The 18,619-nt window shown below is 56.2% G+C and carries 18 protein-coding genes; 9 read left to right on the forward strand and 9 right to left on the reverse strand.

What is annotated here, in order from left to right:
- The first annotated feature begins 5 nt into the window (after positions 1 to 5).
- The 5 genes from AB3U87_RS17075 to rmf all read left to right on the forward strand — a co-directional run bounded on the left by AB3U87_RS17075 (position 6) and on the right by rmf (position 5,837).
- Positions 6 to 1,913 (forward strand): ABC transporter ATP-binding protein, encoded by a 1,908-nt coding sequence (locus AB3U87_RS17075; RefSeq protein WP_253454680.1) that lies wholly within the window; start codon positions 6 to 8, stop codon positions 1,911 to 1,913.
- A gap of 14 nt (positions 1,914 to 1,927) precedes the next feature.
- Positions 1,928 to 3,202, forward strand: coding sequence for a membrane integrity-associated transporter subunit PqiA (gene pqiA / locus AB3U87_RS17080; protein WP_301251199.1), 1,275 nt, complete (start codon positions 1,928 to 1,930; stop codon positions 3,200 to 3,202).
- On the forward strand, positions 3,189 to 4,829 hold the full coding sequence (pqiB, locus tag AB3U87_RS17085; protein ID WP_253454678.1) for an intermembrane transport protein PqiB: 1,641 nt from the start codon (positions 3,189 to 3,191) through the stop codon (positions 4,827 to 4,829). Before pqiA ends, pqiB begins: the two co-directional genes overlap by 14 nt.
- The gene (gene pqiC / locus AB3U87_RS17090; protein WP_301251198.1) at positions 4,829 to 5,392 is read left to right on the forward strand and encodes a membrane integrity-associated transporter subunit PqiC; all 564 of its coding nucleotides are present in this window, start codon (positions 4,829 to 4,831) and stop codon (positions 5,390 to 5,392) included. Before pqiB ends, pqiC begins: the two co-directional genes overlap by 1 nt.
- A 277-nt stretch (positions 5,393 to 5,669) precedes the next feature.
- Positions 5,670 to 5,837 (forward strand): ribosome modulation factor, encoded by a 168-nt coding sequence (gene rmf / locus AB3U87_RS17095; RefSeq protein WP_125288886.1) that lies wholly within the window; start codon positions 5,670 to 5,672, stop codon positions 5,835 to 5,837.
- A 62-nt stretch (positions 5,838 to 5,899) separates the two neighbouring features.
- Here the strand turns inward: rmf and fabA are convergent, their stop codons facing one another.
- Together fabA and AB3U87_RS17105 are read right to left on the reverse strand one after the other, a co-directional pair.
- The gene (gene fabA, locus AB3U87_RS17100; protein ID WP_125288691.1) at positions 5,900 to 6,418 is read right to left on the reverse strand and encodes a bifunctional 3-hydroxydecanoyl-ACP dehydratase/trans-2-decenoyl-ACP isomerase; all 519 of its coding nucleotides are present in this window, start codon (positions 6,416 to 6,418) and stop codon (positions 5,900 to 5,902) included.
- A 68-nt stretch (positions 6,419 to 6,486) separates the two neighbouring features.
- A complete protein-coding gene (locus tag AB3U87_RS17105; RefSeq protein WP_394149867.1) occupies positions 6,487 to 8,232 on the reverse strand; it encodes an AAA family ATPase in 1,746 nt (581 codons plus the stop codon).
- Positions 8,233 to 8,415: 183 nt separating this feature from the next.
- Here AB3U87_RS17105 and matP point away from each other — a divergent pair, with 183 nt between their 5' ends.
- Entirely contained in the window at positions 8,416 to 8,871 is a 456-nt protein-coding gene (gene matP, locus AB3U87_RS17110; RefSeq protein ID WP_125288689.1) for a macrodomain Ter protein MatP, read from the forward strand.
- A gap of 105 nt (positions 8,872 to 8,976) precedes the next feature.
- Here the strand turns inward: matP and ompA are convergent, their stop codons facing one another.
- Entirely contained in the window at positions 8,977 to 10,041 is a 1,065-nt protein-coding gene (ompA, locus tag AB3U87_RS17115) for a porin OmpA (RefSeq protein WP_253454675.1), read from the reverse strand.
- 348 nt (positions 10,042 to 10,389) lie between these two features.
- Entirely contained in the window at positions 10,390 to 10,887 is a 498-nt protein-coding gene (sulA, locus tag AB3U87_RS17120; protein WP_253454674.1) for an SOS-induced cell division inhibitor SulA, read from the reverse strand.
- Between the two features lie 199 nt (positions 10,888 to 11,086).
- On the opposite strand from sulA, the gene AB3U87_RS17125 reads away from it, so the two are divergent.
- Entirely contained in the window at positions 11,087 to 11,710 is a 624-nt protein-coding gene (locus tag AB3U87_RS17125; RefSeq protein WP_301729757.1) for a TfoX/Sxy family DNA transformation protein, read from the forward strand.
- On the opposite strand, the gene yccS is transcribed toward AB3U87_RS17125, so the two are convergent.
- Positions 11,707 to 13,833, reverse strand: a complete 2,127-nt coding sequence (gene yccS, locus AB3U87_RS17130; protein WP_253454672.1) for a YccS family putative transporter — start codon at positions 13,831 to 13,833, stop codon at positions 11,707 to 11,709. The two genes, AB3U87_RS17125 and yccS, sit on opposite strands and share 4 nt — an antisense overlap.
- A 2-nt stretch (positions 13,834 to 13,835) precedes the next feature.
- Positions 13,836 to 14,282 carry a YccF domain-containing protein gene (locus AB3U87_RS17135; RefSeq protein WP_394149871.1) on the reverse strand — a complete coding sequence of 149 codons (447 nt, stop codon included), beginning with the start codon at positions 14,280 to 14,282 and terminating at the stop codon, positions 13,836 to 13,838.
- 129 nt (positions 14,283 to 14,411) lie between these two features.
- Between AB3U87_RS17135 and helD the strand changes: the two genes are divergently transcribed.
- Positions 14,412 to 16,466 carry a DNA helicase IV gene (gene helD, locus AB3U87_RS17140; protein WP_394149873.1) on the forward strand — a complete coding sequence of 685 codons (2,055 nt, stop codon included), beginning with the start codon at positions 14,412 to 14,414 and terminating at the stop codon, positions 16,464 to 16,466.
- Between the two features lie 19 nt (positions 16,467 to 16,485).
- On the opposite strand, the gene AB3U87_RS17145 is transcribed toward helD, so the two are convergent.
- Both AB3U87_RS17145 and AB3U87_RS17150 read right to left on the reverse strand, forming a co-directional pair.
- Positions 16,486 to 16,944, reverse strand: coding sequence for a methylglyoxal synthase (locus AB3U87_RS17145; protein WP_253454669.1), 459 nt, complete (start codon positions 16,942 to 16,944; stop codon positions 16,486 to 16,488).
- A 68-nt stretch (positions 16,945 to 17,012) separates the two neighbouring features.
- Positions 17,013 to 17,645, reverse strand: a complete 633-nt coding sequence (locus AB3U87_RS17150) for a YccT family protein (protein WP_253454668.1) — start codon at positions 17,643 to 17,645, stop codon at positions 17,013 to 17,015.
- 169 nt (positions 17,646 to 17,814) lie between these two features.
- Between AB3U87_RS17150 and AB3U87_RS17155 the strand changes: the two genes are divergently transcribed.
- On the forward strand, positions 17,815 to 18,228 hold the full coding sequence (locus AB3U87_RS17155) for a CoA-binding protein (RefSeq protein WP_253454667.1): 414 nt from the start codon (positions 17,815 to 17,817) through the stop codon (positions 18,226 to 18,228).
- Between the two features lie 27 nt (positions 18,229 to 18,255).
- Here the strand turns inward: AB3U87_RS17155 and hspQ are convergent, their stop codons facing one another.
- Positions 18,256 to 18,570 carry a heat shock protein HspQ gene (hspQ, locus tag AB3U87_RS17160; protein ID WP_253454666.1) on the reverse strand — a complete coding sequence of 105 codons (315 nt, stop codon included), beginning with the start codon at positions 18,568 to 18,570 and terminating at the stop codon, positions 18,256 to 18,258.
- Positions 18,571 to 18,619: the final 49 nt, after the last annotated feature.

The following is an 18,619-nucleotide window of genomic DNA, read 5'->3' on the forward strand; positions in this document are numbered from 1 at the left end:
GTTTTATGTCACTGATCAGTATTCATGGCGCTTACCTCTCATTCAGCGACGCGCCGCTGTTGGATAACACCGAGCTGCATATTGAAGAGAACGAGCGCGTCTGTCTGGTAGGGCGCAACGGCGCGGGCAAATCAACGCTGATGAAAATCATCAACCGCGAGCAGCCGCTGGACGATGGGCGCATCATTTATGAGCAGGACCTGGTTATCGCGCGCCTGCAACAGGATCCGCCGCGTAACGTAAAAGGCTCGGTGTATGACTTCGTTGCCGAAGGCGTGAATGAACAGGCCGAGTACCTGAAGGCCTATCATGCGATTTCGCATCTGGTAATGAGCGATCCCAGCGAGAAAAACCTGAACGAAATGGGCAGGCTGCAAAGCATTCTCGATCACCAGAACCTGTGGCAGCTGGAAACGCGTATTCAGGACGTGCTGAAGCAGATCGGTCTGGACGGCGATGCGCCGCTCTCCTCGCTGTCCGGCGGCTGGCTGCGTAAAGCGGCGCTGGGCCGCGCGCTGGTCAGCAATCCGCGCGTGCTGATGCTGGACGAGCCGACCAACCACCTGGATATCGAAACCATCGACTGGCTGGAAACCTTCCTGAAAACTTTCCAGGGCAGCATTATCTTTATCTCGCACGACCGTTCGTTTATCCGCAATATGGCGACGCGTATCGTTGACCTCGATCGCGGCAAGCTGGTTTCCTGGCCGGGCGACTACGATCAGTTCCTGCTGGGCAAAGAAGAAGCGCTGCGCGTGGAAGAGATGCAGAACGCCGAATTCGACCGCAAGCTGGCGCAGGAAGAAGTCTGGATCCGTCAGGGCATCAAAGCCCGTCGTACCCGTAATGAAGGACGCGTCCGCGCGCTGAAAGCATTGCGCAACGAGCGCGCCGAACGCCGCGAAGTGATGGGCAAAGCCAATATGCAGGTGGAAGAGGCGAGCCGCTCCGGCAAAATCGTCTTTGAACTGGAAAACGTCAGCTACGGCGTGGCGGGCAAACAGCTGGTGAAGGATTTCTCCCGCCAGGTGCAGCGCGGCGACAAAATTGCGCTGATCGGCCCGAACGGCTGCGGCAAGTCTACGCTGCTGAAGCTGATGCTCGATCAGCTGAAACCGGACAGCGGTCGCGTGCATATCGGCACCAAGCTTGAAGTGGCCTATTTCGATCAGCACCGGACGGAACTCGACCCCGATCGCACGGTGATGGATAACCTGGCGGAAGGCAAGCAGGAAGTGATGGTGAACGGCAAGCCGCGCCACGTGCTGGGCTATCTGCAGGACTTCCTGTTCCACCCTAAGCGTGCCATGACGCCAGTACGTGCGCTGTCGGGCGGAGAGCGTAACCGCCTGCTGCTGGCGCGCCTGTTCCTGAAGCCCAGCAACCTGCTGATCCTCGATGAACCGACCAACGATCTGGACGTGGAAACGCTGGAACTGCTGGAAGAGCTGATCGACGGCTATCAGGGCACGGTGCTGCTGGTCAGCCACGATCGTCAGTTTGTCGATAATACTGTTACCGAGTGCTGGATTTTTGAAGGCCAGGGCGAGATCGGCGCCTTTGTCGGCGGCTATCATGATGCTCAGCTGCAGCGCACCGCCTACAAGCAAACCCGCAGCGCGGCGCAAAGCGCGCCGGCCACGCGTCAGGAAACCGTAAAAAGCGATCCGGCAAAGCGTCCGGCGGCTAAGATGAGTTATAACCTGCAGCGCGAGCTGGAGCAGATGCCGCAGAAGATGGAGCAGCTGGAGAACGAGCTGGCCTCGCTGCAGGCGAAGGTGGCCGACGCCAGCTTCTTTGGCCAGCCGCACGACGTGACCCAGCCGGTACTGGATGCGCTTGCCGAAGCCGAACAGGCGCTGGAAAAGGCTTTCGAGCGCTGGGAATACCTGGAATCGCTGAAAAACCAATAACCCCGAGGTAATCTATGTGTTCATCGCACCAGGCCGACCAGTGGATGCTTTGCCCGCAGTGCGACCTGATGACACAGTTGCCGCCTCTCACGCCGGGCAGCAAAGCCAGCTGCCCGCGCTGTGATACCACGCTGGTCATGAACTGGGATGAGCCGCGCAAGCGGCCAACCGGCTATGCGCTGGCGGCGCTGTTTATGCTGCTTCTGGCGAACCTGTTTCCGTTCGTCAATATGCACGTGGCGGGGATGAGCAGCGAAATTACGCTGATGCGTATCCCGCAGGTCATGGTTTCGGTGGATTACAGCAGCCTGGCGACGCTGTTTCTGCTGTTCGTGCAGGCCGTGCCCGCGCTCTGTATGCTTATTATCCTGCTGCTGGTGAACCCTGTTAATCTGCCCACGCCGTTAAAAAAAGCGATGGCGCGCGCGCTGTTTCAGATCAAAACCTGGGGCATGGCGGAAATTTTCCTGGCCGGCGTGCTGGTCAGCTTTGTCAAACTGATGGCCTACGGCGATATCGGCATCGGCACCAGTTTTATTCCCTGGTGTTTGTTCTGCGTGCTGCAGCTGCGCGCTTTTCAGTGCGTCGATCGCCGCTGGATGTGGCAGCGCATTGCGCCTCTGCCTGCGTTGCCGGCGAAACCGGTGCCTGCCATCAGCGGCCTGGCGCAGGATCTGCGTTCCTGTAGCTGCTGTACAGCCATACTGCCGGTCGGACAACTCTCCTGTTCACGCTGCGGCACGCGCGGTCACGCCCGGCGCAGGCACAGCCTGCAATGGACAATGGCGCTGCTGCTGACCTCACTGCTTTTATATATTCCCGCTAACCTGCTGCCAATTATGATCACGGAATCCCTTGGCAGCAAAACGACGTCTACCATTATGGCGGGCGTGGTATTGCTGTGGGGAGAAGGCTCCTATCCGGTTGCGCTGGTGATTTTTATCGCCAGTATCATGGTGCCTTCGCTAAAAATGCTGGCTATCGGCTGGCTTTGCTGGGATGCCAACGGCAAAAGCAAGCCGCATCAGGACAGCGAAAGGATGCATAAAATCTACGAGGTGGTGGAGTTTGTCGGCCGCTGGTCAATGATTGATGTCTTTGTGATAGCTGTGCTCTCCGCGCTGGTGCGCATGGGCCAGCTAATGAATATTTATCCCGCGACGGGGGCGTTGCTGTTTGCGCTGGTGGTGATCCTGACGATGTTCGCCGCCATGACGTTTGACCCCCGTCTGACCTGGGATCGTGTCAGTACCCAAACTAAAGAGGAGCCAGGCATTGCAGGAAAATAATCATGGCGTGGCGACGGTTGATCGAATCAAACGTTGGTCACCAGTCTGGATCATCCCCATTGTCACCGTATTAATCGGTGCGTGGATCCTTGTTTATCATTTCACCCATCAGGGGCCGCTGGTCACGCTGATCACCACCAACGCGGAAGGCATCGAAGGCGGTAAAACGGCGATTAAAAGCCGCAGCGTTGATGTCGGCACGGTAGAAAGCGCCGTACTGACTGACGATCTGCTGCACGTGAAAATTACCGCGCGCCTTAACGCCGGCATGGAAAAACTGCTGAAAGGCGACAGCGCGTTCTGGGTGGTTAAACCGACCATCGGCCGCGAAGGCGTTACCGGTCTGGGGACGCTGCTTTCCGGCTCCTATATTGAGCTGCAGCCGGGCAGCAAAGGCGAACAGCCCGAACAGTATAAGCTGCTGGATGCGCCGCCGCTGGCGCCGCCGGATGCCAAAGGGGTACGCATTACGCTGGACAGCGCAAAAGCGGGCCAGCTGAACCCTGGCGATCCGGTGCTGTTCCGTGGCTATCGCGTAGGCTCGGTGGAAACCAGCCAGTTCGACGCCGACAAACGTATGATGACCTATCAGCTGTTTATCGCCGCCCCTTATGACCGGCTGGTCACGACAAACGTGCGCTTCTGGAAGGATAGCGGCATCGCGGTAGATATGTCCGCTTCAGGTATGCGGGTTGAAATGGGCTCGCTGACCACGCTGTTCAGCGGCGGCGTCAGCTTTGACGTGCCGGACGGCTGGGATCTGGGACAGGCGGCGGCGAATAAAGCGGAATATAAGCTGTTTGACGATCAGCGCAGCATTCAGGATTCGCTCTACACCGTGCATAAAGACTTCCTGATGTTCTTCAGCGATTCTATTCGCGGCCTGCAGCCGGGCGCGCCTGTAGAGTTCCGGGGCATAAGGCTGGGAACGGTCGCGGAAGTGCCGTTTAAATCCACTAAAGTCGCGCAGCAGCTGGGCAACGATTACCGTATCCCGGTACTGATCCGCATCGAGCCGGACCGCTTCCAGAGTATGCTGGGCAAGGACTTTGATATTGAGCAGCACCTGAAGGACGGTATCAAGGCGGGTCTTCGCGCCTCGCTGAAGTCGGCCAACCTGCTGACCGGCTCGCTCTATATCGATCTGGATTTTGACAGCAATGCCAAACCGTTCAAAGGACCGGCCTCTTTTGCGGGCTATGAGCTGATCCCAACGACCAGCGGCGGACTGGCGCAGATCCAACAGAAACTGATGGATACGCTGGATAAAATCAATTCGCTGCCGCTGAACCCGATGATTAATCAGGCCACGGGCACGCTGAAAGAGAGCCAGCGCACTATTCGCGAGCTGCAGAAAACGCTGGATAACATCAACCAGATCACCGGCAGCCAGTCGATGAAAGAGCTACCGGCCGATATGCAGAAAACGCTGCGCGAGCTGAACGCCAGCATGAAAGGCTTCCAGCCTGGCGCACCGGCCTACAGCAAACTGGTCGGCGATATGCAGCAGCTCAATCAGGTGCTGCGTGAACTGCAGCCGGTGCTGAAAACGTTGAACAGCAAGAGCAATGCGCTGGTGTTTGAAGCAAAACCCGGCCAGGATCCCCAGCCGAAGAGGGCGAAATAATGAAAAAATGGCTACCTGTGGCTTTGATCCTGGCGCTGAGCGCCTGCAGCAGCACGTCCGATACCACCTATTACCAGCTGCCCGTGGCGGCGAAGGGCGCGGCCGTCAGCAGCGTTGATGCCGCGCGGCCAGCGGTTTTTGTCCAGCATGTTTCCGTTCCGGACTATTTGTCCGGTAACGGGCTGGTTTACCAAACCAGCGACGTGAAATATACGATTGCTGCCAATAACCTCTGGGCCAGCCCGCTCGACCAGCAGCTACAGCAAACGCTGGTGGCGAACCTGAGCCAGGCGCTGCCCGGCTCGCTGGTCTCGGCTTCACCGCTGGGCCAGCAGCAGGATAAGCTCAACGTAACGGTGACCGGCTTCCACGGTCGTTACGACGGCCATGCGGTGATCAGCGGCGACTGGGTGCTGGAGCATCAGGGGCAAATCGTGAAGCGCTCGTTTACGCTGGCCCTGCCGCAGAAAGAGGATGGCTACGACGCGCTGGTCAGAACGCTGGCAGAAGGCTGGCAGCAGGAGGCGCAGGATATAGCTAACGGTATCCGCAGCCTTAATTAGAAAAATTAATCACTGGCGCTAAGCCCCGGTTTGTCGACAATCAGAAGATTGCACAATCGGGGCTTTTTTTATTGCCATACAGGAGGTTATCTGGTTTTCAGGAGAGTTTTCAGGCGATAAGTTTCCACTATCCTCGCACAGGTTTATGACATTGGCGTGAAATTTGCGCGTTGATCTTCAGCGAAAATGGCGTTAGAACTAAATTGTGACTGCGTATGCACTCACTGATTTCTTTCCACCAGATTCCACCTGACCTGAAGAGGGGATTACAGGCATGATGAAGAGACAGAAACGAGATCGGCTCGAACGGGCACATTCCAGAGGTTATCAGGCCGGTATTACCGGACGCCCTAAAGAGATGTGTCCCTATCAAATGATAGATGCAAGATCTCACTGGTTGGGAGGTTGGCGACAGGCCATGGAGGACAGGACGGTTACCGCGTAATCCGCTCTGTTATTGAAAAGGAAAACCTCCGCCCGGGCGGAGGTTTCGTCTTTTAAACGCGCTTAAAAAGCGGTGGTGTCCTTGAACAGACCCACTTTCAGATCGGTAGCGGTATAGATAACGTTGCCATCCACCAGCACTTCGCCATCGGCTACGCCCATCACCAGCTTGCGGTTAATAACACGCTTAAAGTGAATACGGTAAGAGACTTTTTTCGCCGTTGGCAGAACCTGGCCGGTAAATTTAACTTCGCCTACGCCCAGCGCACGGCCTTTGCCTTCCGCGCCCAGCCAGCCCAGATAGAAGCCTACCAGCTGCCACATCGCATCAAGACCCAGACAGCCTGGCATCACCGGATCGCCGATAAAGTGGCAGCCGAAGAACCACAGATCGGGATTGATATCCAGCTCCGCTTCCACAAAGCCTTTACCGTAGTTGCCGCCATCTTCATTCATCTCGATGACGCGATCCATCATCAGCATGTTGCCAGACGGCAACGGCGGGCCTTCGGCACCGAAAAGTTCACCGCGACCAGAGGCAATCAGGTCTTCTTTTGAGTAGGATTTGCGTTTATCTACCATGTTCTTAATAAGCCTTATTTTATTGAAGCACGAAGGTTAGCTTACAGCTGTAAGCTGAGCAAGCCCGATTAGCTCTGGTTAAACCAGTTCAGCCAGCGCAGCGGCCACGGACGTTGCCGACCTTCCTGTTGGTTTATTTGCGCAATGCGCTCCTGAATCGATCTTAGCAGACAAGGCGCGTCTTCTTTGTCCCATTCGGTTTTGGTCAGGAGAGGAAGGGCTTCCTCCACGCTTTCCACCGCCCAGACGTGAAATTTTCCTTCCCGCACGGCATCCACTACTTCCTGCTGCAGGCAAAGGTGACGCACGTTCGCCGCAGGAATGATAACGCCCTGGCTGCCGTTCAGCGTGCGCTGCTGGCAGATATGGAAAAAGCCTTCGATCTTTTCGTTCAGGCCGCCGACCGGCTGCACGCGACCGAACTGATCCACCGAGCCGGTCACGGCAATCTGTTGCGTAATCGGCTGGCTGGACAGCGCGCTGATCAGGGCGCAGAGTTCGGCCAGCGATGCGCTGTCGCCATCGACTTCTGAATAGGATTGTTCAAACACGACCGAGGCGGAGAAGGGCAGCTGCTGATCAAGCTCCAGCTCCGCAATCAGCCATGCCTGCATAATCATCATGCCTTTGGCATGGATGTTGCCGCCCAGCTCCGCTTTACGCTCCACGTCATGGAACTCGCCGTCGCCCACGTGTACGACACAGCTGATGCGGGAAGGCTCGCCGAAGGCGCGGGGATGGCCGGGAAATTCGATAACGGAAAGGGCGTTGATTTGACCAATCGCCTCGCCTTCGGTTTCGATCAGGATCTGATCCAGCAGGATCTCGTCACGAATTCGCTCGGCAAGGAAGCCTTCGCGCCACTCGCGATTATCCAGCGCCGCCTGAAGGTGTTCGCCGTTGATCAGGTTTTCATCGCTGTTGGCCGCCGCCTCCTGGAACTGGCGAGCCAGCCAGACGGGACACAGCGGCAGCGTTTCCTGGTCGCCGGTATAGCGTACCGCTTCACGCATCAGCACCGGCCAAAGATCGTCTGCAATCAGCAGATCTTCATCAGCAGCGACCGAACGTGCCCACTTGATCCACAAAGCGAACGACTGCTCGTCGACGATCTGAATGTTATCCTCAAATTCCGAATAGAACGCCAGCTCCGCCAGCTCCGGCTCCATCTCCTGGAAATCAGCCAGCGCGTCGCGTTCACCGGTCAGGATAAGACGAAAATGCAGCGGCATTGGCGGCACGGCAACCGGCAGCGGCCGGGACTCGTCGGGCGAATGCCAGCTAAACTGGCGGGTGCTGAGGATTTGCTTCAGACGTAGCCAGAGCAGCGGCTGGGCCAGCAGGGCGCGTAAAGAAAGCAGTAGCGTCCCGCCGTTAGCCTTGTGCACCAGTCCGGGTTCAAGCGTTAACGTATTATTGTACTGACGGAAACAGCCGAACAGCTGTTCCGCCTCAATCCAGTCTGCGCTGTGCACGCCGCCCGTCGAGGCAAAATTATCCTGCTCCGACTCGGCCGGACGCCAGCTGACCGCCGCGCCGTCAATATGATAATGACCGCCGTACAGCGTCACGCTTTCATCATCAAAACCTGAAATCACGGTCTGCAGCAGAGCCTGATACTCCGGGTGCTCCGGCGTTTTGACCAGCATCAGCGGCAGTTTTGCCTGGCTGTCCAGCAGCAGGCTCAGCGTATTGAACAGGCGTGGCTGTACTTCGGAAAAGTAACAGGGATCATCAGGAAGCTCGGAGAAAAGCGACTGAACGCTGTCGGTATCGGGCTGCAGGGCGCGCCATTCAAGTTGGTTGTTGATCAAAGTTATCGTTTTTTTCTTAAAATGAGTAATACGCCATTATACAAGATTTCAGCCTGTTAAGCATCGCTGAGTTCTTCTTTGCACCCTTACGGGCCGCAATTGCGAGTTCGCTCTGGTTTTCCGTGCGGCTATGTTAAAAAAGCTGTTATTCTAAATAGGTTACAGGTTTAGCATGAGAGCCCGATGAAATACCAGCAACTGGAAAACCTTGAAAGCGGATGGAAGTGGACATACCTGGTGAAAAAACACCGGGAAGGTGAAGCGATCACGCGTTATCTGGAGCGAAGCGCGGCCCAGGCCGCCGTCGGTGAGCTGCTGGCGATAGAACACAGCCCTGGCGAGGTAACGACATGGATTGCCCGTCATATCAATCCGGCGCTGGAAAACCGCATGAAGCAAAGTATACGCGCGCGCCGCAAGCGTCACTTTAATGCAGAACATCAGCATACGCGGAAGAAATCTATCGATCTGGAGTATCTGGTCTGGCAGCGGCTGGCCGCGCTGGCGCAGCGGCGAAACGTCACGCTTTCGGACACCATTGTGCAGCTGATAGAAGATGCAGAGCATAAAGAAAAATATGCCAGCCAGATGTCTTCACTCAGGCAGGATTTGCAGGCGATCCTGGGCAAGCCGGATTAGACCTGTCGACGGTCTGCAATTACGGCCGGCGGGACAATAAGCAGCAGCGCGAAATAGCGCCCACAAAAAACCCCGCCGAAGCGGGGTTTTTATCAAAGCGTAAACTTAACCCTGAGGCTGAGTTACCACGTCTTTGATGCCTTTAACCTGGATTTCTACGCGACGGTCTGGACCCAGACATTCGATCAGGGCGTTACGGCCTTTCACGCTGTCACAGGTGTTGCCGGTAACTGGGTTAGTTTCACCCATGCCACGTGCAGAGATCTTGTTAGAAGGGATGCCTTTAGACACGAGGTAGTCAACAACGGACTGTGCACGTTTCTCAGACAGTTTCTGGTTGTACTGGTCAGAACCGATACGGTCGGTGAAGCCCAGAACCACGACGTTGCCGTCTTTAGGATCCAGAGAGCTCAGCTGGGTGTACAGCTGATCCAGAGCCTGCTGACCTTCTGGCTTCAGAGTCGCCTTGTTGAAGGTGAACAGCACGTCTGATTTCAGGGTGAAACGCTTGGTTTCAACAACTGGCGCTGGTGCTGGAGCCGGAGCCGGTGCTGGCGCTGCTTCATCCTGGCCGAAACGGTAGGAAACACCTACGCTCAGCATGGCGTTATCTGGACGGGTGCCAACGGTGTTTGCATCACCGATGTTGTTAACCCACTGGTAGTCCAGACGGGTAGCCCAGTTTTTGGTTACAGCGTATTCAACACCTACAGCTGCCAGCGGAGAAACACCGGTGTCGTGATCGCTGATGCGAGTACCGTTGTTGTTCTGCGTGGAGTCAGCGCGCCATACCATGCCGCCCAGACGGGTGTACACGTCCAGATCGTCATAGATTGGGTAGCTCAGTTTCGCAGCCAGCTGAATGCCCTGTGCTTTGAATGCGCCGTTTACAACGTTGCCTTTGTTAGGCATACGACCCAGCCAGTCATAACCCAGTTCGAAGCCCAGGTACTGATTAGCCTGGTAACCACCGAAGGCACCTGCGCCCAGCTGGCTTTCGTGAGTTGGGCCGTCGTTGTTTGCATAACCGTGACCGTAGTAACCAGTGTCGTGGTACTGAGACCAGCCCAGTTTCGCACCGGTATACCAGGTGTCATCTTTAGGAGCGGCCTGCGCTACGGTAGCGAAGCCAGCCAGTGCCACTGCAATTGCGATAGCTGTCTTTTTCATTTTTGCGCCTCGTTATCATCCAAATAGGCAATGAGCTTTCATTAGCTCTTTGATTTAATCCTTCGCCGGGTTATGACGCTCGATTATGACTCATCCAAAAAAGGGAGATTATTGAGCACCCTGGCGACGTAAAGTCTACAACGTACCAGCAAACTTACAAGTAAGATGTGAAGGCGGTCTGAAAAAAAACGGCGTTTTGTACACATTTTTACACATTTGCGTACAGGACGGCGGGAGATAACTTCCGGGAAAAACGCGGCTAAACCATTGTCACGCCGGGTCATAGCATAATCAGACGCTTATCATGCCCGGCGAAGAAGTTTATGATGAGAAAACTCTTATTTTTACTTAATGATACAAACTCGACTGAATTTTTAACCCATTAAAGGGTCTGCACGCGACAATTTCGACCGGATCCGGTCGCATAATCAGACCTAAAGCCTGGCCGCTTAACGCTGCGTCATGGAGCCGACGACGATCTTCCTCGGTCAGTTCCTCAGGCAGCCAACCCAGCACCACGCTGTAGTTCCCCGTTTGCAGCGCTTTAATCATGGCCTCCAGCGTATTAATGGCCTGCCCCTGGACCTGCATCACTTTATTAAGCGGCAGCCCGGAACGCGCAAGCCAGCTGCGGCTCAGCTTTTGCTGCGGCGTCAGCCATAGCTGCCAGCGGGACTGCGTGCCCAGCTGTTGCAGCAAAGGGAGCAGTAGCATTTGCGTCATGCCCGGCTGATTCTCGCTGTAGATCAGTTCGCTGATCAGGCCAGTCGCTTCGCTATGGGATGAAGAGCGGGGCTGAGGAAAACGGCTGTTAACAGAATGAGATTTCATGGAATGAGTACGCATATCGGCTTTGCTCGCAGGTCACTGTATGGATATACAGTATAAGGGCGGTGAACAAAGATCAACCCTAAATTTTGATAACGTCTCGCAAAATCACAATGAAACCGGCTGTAACGGCAATTAGTAATTGAACCTGTTACCACGATTGCATACTTTTCATTTCTCACAGGGACGAGGGTGTTCTGTATACAGGGAGAAAAGGATGAGCCAGTCAAAAAAACAGATTGAAAAAGCCAGACGCCAGCTTGCCGAACTGGGCGAAATCGAATGCCGCAGCCAGTTCGGCGGCTACAGCCTGTCGATAGAGAACGTGGTGTTCGCGCTGGTAGCGGAAGGGGAGCTTTATCTGCGGGCCTGCGAGCAGGTAAAGCCCTATATCGTGGAGCGGAAGATGCAGCCTCTGCATTTTACTAAAAGAGGGATGCCGGTCGCGCTGGATTATTATCGGGTGGACGACCCGCTGTGGAAAGAGCACGGGCAGCTGGTGGCGCTCTCCCGGCTTTGCCTGCAGGGCGCACGCCAGCAGCGAACGCAAAAGCAGCAAAATCAGCGCCTGAAAGATTTGCCCAATTTGACTATCCGCATCGAGACGCTGCTACGTCAGGTCGGCATCAGCACTATCGCCATGCTCAAAGAGCAGGGCGCCAGACGCTGTTGGCTCAAGCTGTACGCCAGCAACAATAATTTGGGCATCAACGTCCTTTTCGCGCTGGAAGGCGCGATCGCGGGCCGCCATTACGAAGCGCTGCCGGAAAGCGTCAAAACCGAGCTTCGGCAGTGGCATAAGGAAACGCTGCGGCGCCGGGCCAGGCAGCAAAAGTCTTAGGCCAGCCCCTTTTTTTTCAACCGAACAATTTCCGGCAGCAGTGCAACCAGCAGGCCAACCTGCTGTAAGACCAGCGGCTCCTTTGTGTCCGGCGCCGCTTCCGCCGCTGCCAGGCGGGCGGAAAGATTGCCCAGCAGCCTGGCCGCTTTGTCTTCATCAACAATATCAATATGCAGCACGTCGTCGACGTAGCAGACCGCATCATCCATCAGTTGCAGCATGGCCGGGTTGGTGATTTTCTCGCGATGGGCGCCCAGCGCGGAAATATAGCTGAGAAAAGAGTGGTTCAGGCACAGTAGTCGGAAAGCGTCTTCACGCAGGCCCGCGCTGGCGTTTTTTTCGGCCGAAATATTAGACACTACTGAGGCCAGCTCGGCGTCGCAGTTGTGCGCATCGCGCCGGGCAATGCGGTAATCCAGGCGATTATCTTTGCCCTGGTGATACTGCACCAGAATGGCGTCCAGATAGCGGCAGTTGGCATTAAGCGTGCGATCCGCGACGGCGGAAAGCTGGCGGAAACGCCAGTCGGGCCAGATAAAGGCCACGGCGATCCAGGCTATGCCGCAGCCCAGCAGCGTATCGATAATACGCGGCAGCGCGATCTCGAACCCCTCACCAAGCAGGTTAAAGCAGCAAAGTACCAGCAGGGTGATAAAAAGCGTGGCGTAGGCATATTGCGACTGTCGGAAGGCGAAAAACAGCACGCCGGTGAGCACAATGAGTATCAGCTGTCCCTCAACAGAGGGGATCAGCCAGAGTAGCGGCAGACCAATCGCTATACCGGCCAGCGTGCCGACAATACGCAGCGCCAGGCGCCTTTTCGTCGCGTTATAGTTGGGCTGGCAGACAAACAGGCTGGTCAGCAGGATCCAGTAGCCGTGTTCCAGCCCGGTGATCTGGATAAAAGCGTAGCCGGTACAGAGCAGCAGCGACATGCGCACGGCGTGACGGAAAAGCGGCGACTGCGGCGAAAGATGGCGACTCAGGCGCAGACGGATATCTGCCCAGCCGGTCAGGCCTTCACTGGAAAGACGTCCGTCGCTGTTGTCCTGCAAAACCTGCTCGGACTCGATGGTCGCCAGCTGGGCGTCGATAGCCTTAAGGTTATGCAGCAGGTAGTGCATGGCCTTAAGTTCGCTGCTGGCGGGTTGGTTTGCACTCAGGCGCTCCAGCGCGGCCTGAAGGTGCACAAAAGCGCGCTCAAAACGCGGATCGTGCTGCCAGGGTTCGCGCAGCAAGATAGCGTTGGAGAGCTGCTGGCAGGCGCGCGCCTGCATGGTTAACAGCCGCTGAAAGCGGAACAGAATATCGCTGTAGCGATACTCTTTGCGTAAGGCGTGATATTGCGCGTGGGAAGAGCTGGCGCGCTCGTGAATATCCTGCGCCACGAAATAATAGTGCAGCGTGCGGCGCGTGCTGCGCTGCCCGCGATCGCCACGCAGCCGGGACTGGATGGAAATCTTGGTTTGATTCAGCGTGGCGACCAGCTGGCTATTGGTCATTGCCGCTTCAATCAGCGAAGCGTCGTCATTCTCTTCGATGTCTGGATCGAAGAGACCTGCTTTCGCCTCCAGGTAGCGCGCCAGGCCTTCAAAGCAGCGCGCAATATTCTCCTGTAACGGACGTACGGGAAAAATCAGATGACCGATCAGCGTCAGCAGGTTGTACCAGATAGCTCCCGTCAACAGCAGCGAGGGCTGCAAATACCACTGGGGAAACAGACCAAGCCCCAGCAGCGTATAGACAGCGATCAGCAGCGCGCCGAAAGCAATAGTGGCGTAACGCTGACCCAGCGCGCCGAGCAGGATAAACCCCCAGGTAGACAGCGCCAGCCCAAGGGTAAACAGCCAGGGAAAAGGAGAAAGCAGCTCCACCGAGACGGAGGCCACGCAAAAGCAAACCAGGGTGATCAATAAATTGCGCAGCCTGCCGCTGAGGCGATCGTCAAGATCGGCCAGCGCTGCCGCCACAACGCCCAGCGTTAGCGGGATAGTCCAGGTTATCTGGCCCAGCCATAAAGGCACGCCCGCCGTGCCGGCCAGCGCAAAAAAGATGCGCAGGTTGTAGAGCAGGGCGCTGTTATAGGCATAGCGGCGCAGGCGTGGCGACAGCGACAGACGCATAGTTAGTTATACCGGCTGCGGGCGTTGGCTTCACGGGCGGCTTTGGCGACTTCAACGCTGACTACGCGGCGTCCGACCGGCCAGAGTGCGATAGCGGCGATCTTAAAGTGTGCGATGCCCGTAGGGATACCGATAAGCGTAATACACTGCGCGATGCCTACCAGGATATGGGTGACGCAAAGCCACCAGCCGCAGAAAATAAACCAGACGATATTTAATACGGTGCCGCCGGAGTTCAGCAAAACATTTTTTTTGCCGGGATTAAGCTCATCCACATGCACCGCTTCGTTGCCAAACGGCAGTAGCGAAAGCTTGGTGATTTCCCAGCAGGAACGGGTTAACGGTAGCGTCATAATGAAAACGATGCTGAGCAGCGTGGCAACAAGCCAGCCGAAAGTCGTGACAAAACCGCCCAGAAAGAAATTTAAAATATTTAAAACGGTACGCATCAGATAGGGTCCTCGCGCTGCGCGAAAAAAGAAAATTCAATACGTTGATTATACCGTGTTTTAACGCTGGAGCGGTACATCCTTGCCGGGTAAACTGTCCGGCAGATTAACCGCAGCCCGAGAGCCTCTATGGAACTGAAAGCAACCTCGCTGGGTAAGCATCTGGCGCAGCATCCCTATAATCGGGTGCGTCTGCTCGCAGCCGGCGTCGAAGTCAGTGGTCAGAAGCATGAATACCTGATCCCTTTTAACCAGCTGTTGGCGATCCGCTGCAAGCGCGGACTGGTCTGGGGAGAGCTGGAGTTTTCGCTGCCCGATAATAAAGTGGTGCGTTTGCACGGCACGGAGTGGCAGGAAACGCAGCGTTTTTATCACTACCTTAATCAGGCGTGGCAGGCGTGGAGCCAGCAGATGAGCCCGATCGCCGCCGAAGTTTTACAGCAGCAGGTTGCCAGCCTGAGCGAGTTTGAGCAGCAGGATCGCTGGCTGAAACGTCAGGAAGTGGCGAACTGGGGCGAAAAAATCCGGGATGCTTTCTCCTCTCAGCCTTTGCCCGTCAGCCGTCTTGAAGAGTTTGAATCCTGTCGCGAAGCATACCTTTTCTGTCAGCGCTGGCTGGAAAACAGCGAGGCGCAGCGTCAGCAGCGCAACAGGCGCTGGACGGAAAAAATGCTGGCGCAGTATGCCGATTTTTTTGCCGGCGTCGAAAGTTCACCGCTTAGCGCCTCCCAGGCCAGCGCAGTAGTCAACGGCGAGGAAGCGGTGCTGGTGCTGGCCGGGGCGGGCAGCGGGAAAACCTCGGTGCTGGTGGCGCGTGCAGGCTGGCTGCTGATGCGTAAAGCGGCTGCCGCAGAGCAAATTCTGCTGTTGTCATTTGGCCGTCGGGCCGCGGAAGAAATGAACCACCGGCTTAAAACGCGCCTCGGTAGTGATGACGTTGAAGCGCGCACTTTTCATTCCCTGGCGCTGCACATTATTCAGCAGGGCAGCAACAGGTCGCCAGTGATTAGCAAGCTGGAAACCGACGGCGCGCTGAGGCACAGGCTGCTGACAGAAACCTGGCAGCAACAGTGCAGCGAGAAAAAAGCGCAGGCCAGCGGCTGGCGGCAGTGGCTTCATGAGGATTTGGGCTGGGAGCTGGACGAAGGCGCTTACTGGCAGGATGAGACGTTGGCCAACAGAGTCGGCGAGCGTCTGGAGCGCTGGCTGGAGCTCATGCGGATGCACGGCGGCGCGCAGGCCGCGATGATCGAATCCGCGCCGGAAGCGGTTCGCGAGCTGTTCAGCAAACGAGTTAAACTGATGGCGCCGCTGTTAAAAGCCTGGAAAAGCGCACTGAAAGAAGAAGGCGCGGTAGATTTCGCCGGGCTGATCCATCAGGCGATCGCCGTGTTGGAAAAAGGACGCTTTATCAGCCCGTGGAAGCACATTCTGGTCGATGAATTTCAGGATATGTCGCCGCAGCGAGCGGCTCTGCTGGCGGCGCTGCGCAGGCAAAACAGTCAGACTTCGCTGTTCGCCGTGGGCGATGACTGGCAGGCGATTTATCGTTTTAGCGGCGCGGAAATGGCGCTCACTACCGCCTTTCATCATTATTTTGGCGAAGGCGAACGCTGCGTGCTGGACACGACCTGGCGATTCAACGAGCGTATTGGCGAAATAGCCAATGACTTTATCCAGCGCAACCCGTCCCAGCTGAAAAAGCCGCTGAACAGCCTGAGCAAAGGCACTAAAAAAGCGCTCTCGTTGCTGCCTGAGTCACAGCTGGAAGCGCTGCTGAATAAGCTCAGCGGCTACGTCACGCAGGAAGAAGAAATCCTGATCCTCGCGCGCTACCACTACCAGCAACCGACGCTGCTGGCTAAAGCGAAGACGCGCTGGCCGGGCCTGAATATTTCTTTTGCAACGATACACGCCAGCAAGGGGCAGGAAGCAGATTACGTACTGGTGCTGGGATTAAAAAGCGGCGAGGATGGGTTTCCGGCCGCTGCCAGAGAGTCGGTTATCGAGCAGGCGCTGCTGCCGCAGCCGGAAGATTTTCCCGACGCCGAAGAGCGGCGTTTGGCCTATGTCGCCATTACGCGGGCGAAAAAACAGGTTTGGCTGCTGTTTGACAGCGATGCGCCGTCAGGCTTTGTAGCAGAATTTAAACGCATGGGCGTGCCGCTGTTACGCAAGCCGTAATCCGGCACGCCCGTGGCGTCTACTGCAGGCGCGCCTGCAAATAACGTTGATAGTCAGGAATAGAAATATCAAGCGGCTGTGCGAACAGCGGAGAATGAATAATAAAGTCGGCGGTGGTGCGATTGGTCGCAACAGGGATATTCCAGACCGTTGCCAGGCGCAGCAGCGCTTTTACGTCAGGATCGTGCGGTACCGCGTTCAGCGGATCCCAGAAGAAAATCAGCACGTCGATTTTGCCTTCCGAAATCAACGCGCCTACCTGCTGGTCGCCGCCCATTGGGCCGCTTAGCATAGCGGTAACCGGCAGGCCGGTGGCGCGCTGGATCAGATTGCCGGTGGTGCCGGTTGCGTACAGCGTATGGTGCTGCAACAGCGCTTTATGGCTGTCGACCCACGCCATCATTGAGGCTTTACAGTGATCGTGCGCGACCAGCGCAATATGTTTTTTTTCCCCGAGGGTGCGGGTAGTCTGCTCCATGGCGATATCCTGTTTCGTTGAAAAGCAAACTATACGGCTTCCGATCCCGGGATGCCAGCAGGGCAGGCTTAACCTGTGCGGAAGGCTTTCATCAGCAGAACAAAACGTTGGCGGGTAGCGGCGTCAACCTGTTGATACCATAACTGCAGTACCCGGCCAGCCGGATAATGGCTGCTGGCGAAAGTCAGCGTATCGTCGGTCGGGCTGCCGGTAGTATGCGGCTGCGCAAAGCGAGGCACCGAAGCCGAATGGCCCTGCATATTATAAGCCGCCATTTCCCGTTCATAATTTTCGCCAGCGGTGCCGGTCAGTGTGTCCTGCTCGCTCTGCACAACCTTGCCGTGCTCGTCATGCAGCTGAAAATCGGGGTGATGGGCAAACGCACGTGCCTGGGCAGACGTGCGGATAGCGGGCAACGCGATAGCAATTGATTTAACGTTGGTAGTAAAAGTCACGATCAGCGGCGGCGAACGCCAGGACGAGGTATGGCTGTTTTCCAGCCTTTTTTCTACGCGGAACAGCAGCTGGTGCTGTCCTTGCTCCAGTTCAAGCCCATCGGCGCCTTTCAGCAGCGAACCGGAAATTTTATGACCGTCGAGCACCAGCAGATCGATCTCAGGCGCGAGTTTTAAGGTGGTTGCATGGGCCGCAGCCGCAACCCACATTGCCATCAACCCTGTCAGGAGCAGACCCAGCTTCATTGTTTCTCCAGATGCCCGAAATATAAAAAAGAGCGAATGTATCAAAGTCTTTCAGTATGACAGCATATTAACATTTTTACATATTTATTCATGCTAAATCTTTTGCGGCTATGATTATAAGCGCAAAATACGATCGTCTTGCAAAACAGAAATAGTTAACGGAGCCGCTATGGACGACAACATTATTAATGAAGTTTTGACAACGACTCGCCATATCGCGCTGGTAGGCGCCAGCGAGAAACCCACCAGGGCCAGCCATTACGTGATGGCGTATCTGCTTGGGCAGGGTTACAAGGTGACGCCGGTCAGCCCTAAACTGGCCGGGCAAACGCTGCTGGGACAGCGGGTTTATGCAAAGCTGGAAGAGATACCCGAGCCGGTGGATATGGTTGACGTGTTCCGTAATTCGGAAGCGGCCTGGGGCGTGGCGCAGGAGGCGATAGCGATAGGTGCCAAATCGCTGTGGCTGCAGCAGGGCGTCATCAATGAGCAGGCTGCGGTGCTGGCTGCCGATGCGGGTTTGAAAGTGGTGATGGATCGTTGCCCAATGATAGAAATTCCTCGTCTGGGGTTGGGCAGATAATAAAAAACCCCGCAAGCGGGGTCTTTGTCAGTTTCTGAGGCGTGGCGCCTGCAGCTGTTTGCGAATGGAAGCGGCGAGTTCATCCATTGAAGGATGCTCGGGGTGCTCGCCCGGTATCTCCCAGCCCAGCTGCGCTTCCGCCAGATAGGTGTGCACCGTTTCGCCGTTATCGTCTTCCATCACAACGTGATACCACGGGGCATTACGCAGCGCGCCGTCAGCGATATCGTCAATTTTAGGATCCTCTAACGAGTATTCCGGATCCACATCAACCACCACCCCTAAAAAACCCAGCAGCTTGTGTCGTACCTGCTGGCCAAGTCCAAATTTGCTGGCAATCATCGTGACCTCCCGAGAAACATAACCCTGTCATCCTTTATGGGGGCAGCGT

The organism is Erwinia plantamica, assembly GCF_043420595.1.
Lineage (GTDB): Bacteria > Pseudomonadota > Gammaproteobacteria > Enterobacterales > Enterobacteriaceae > Erwinia > Erwinia aeris.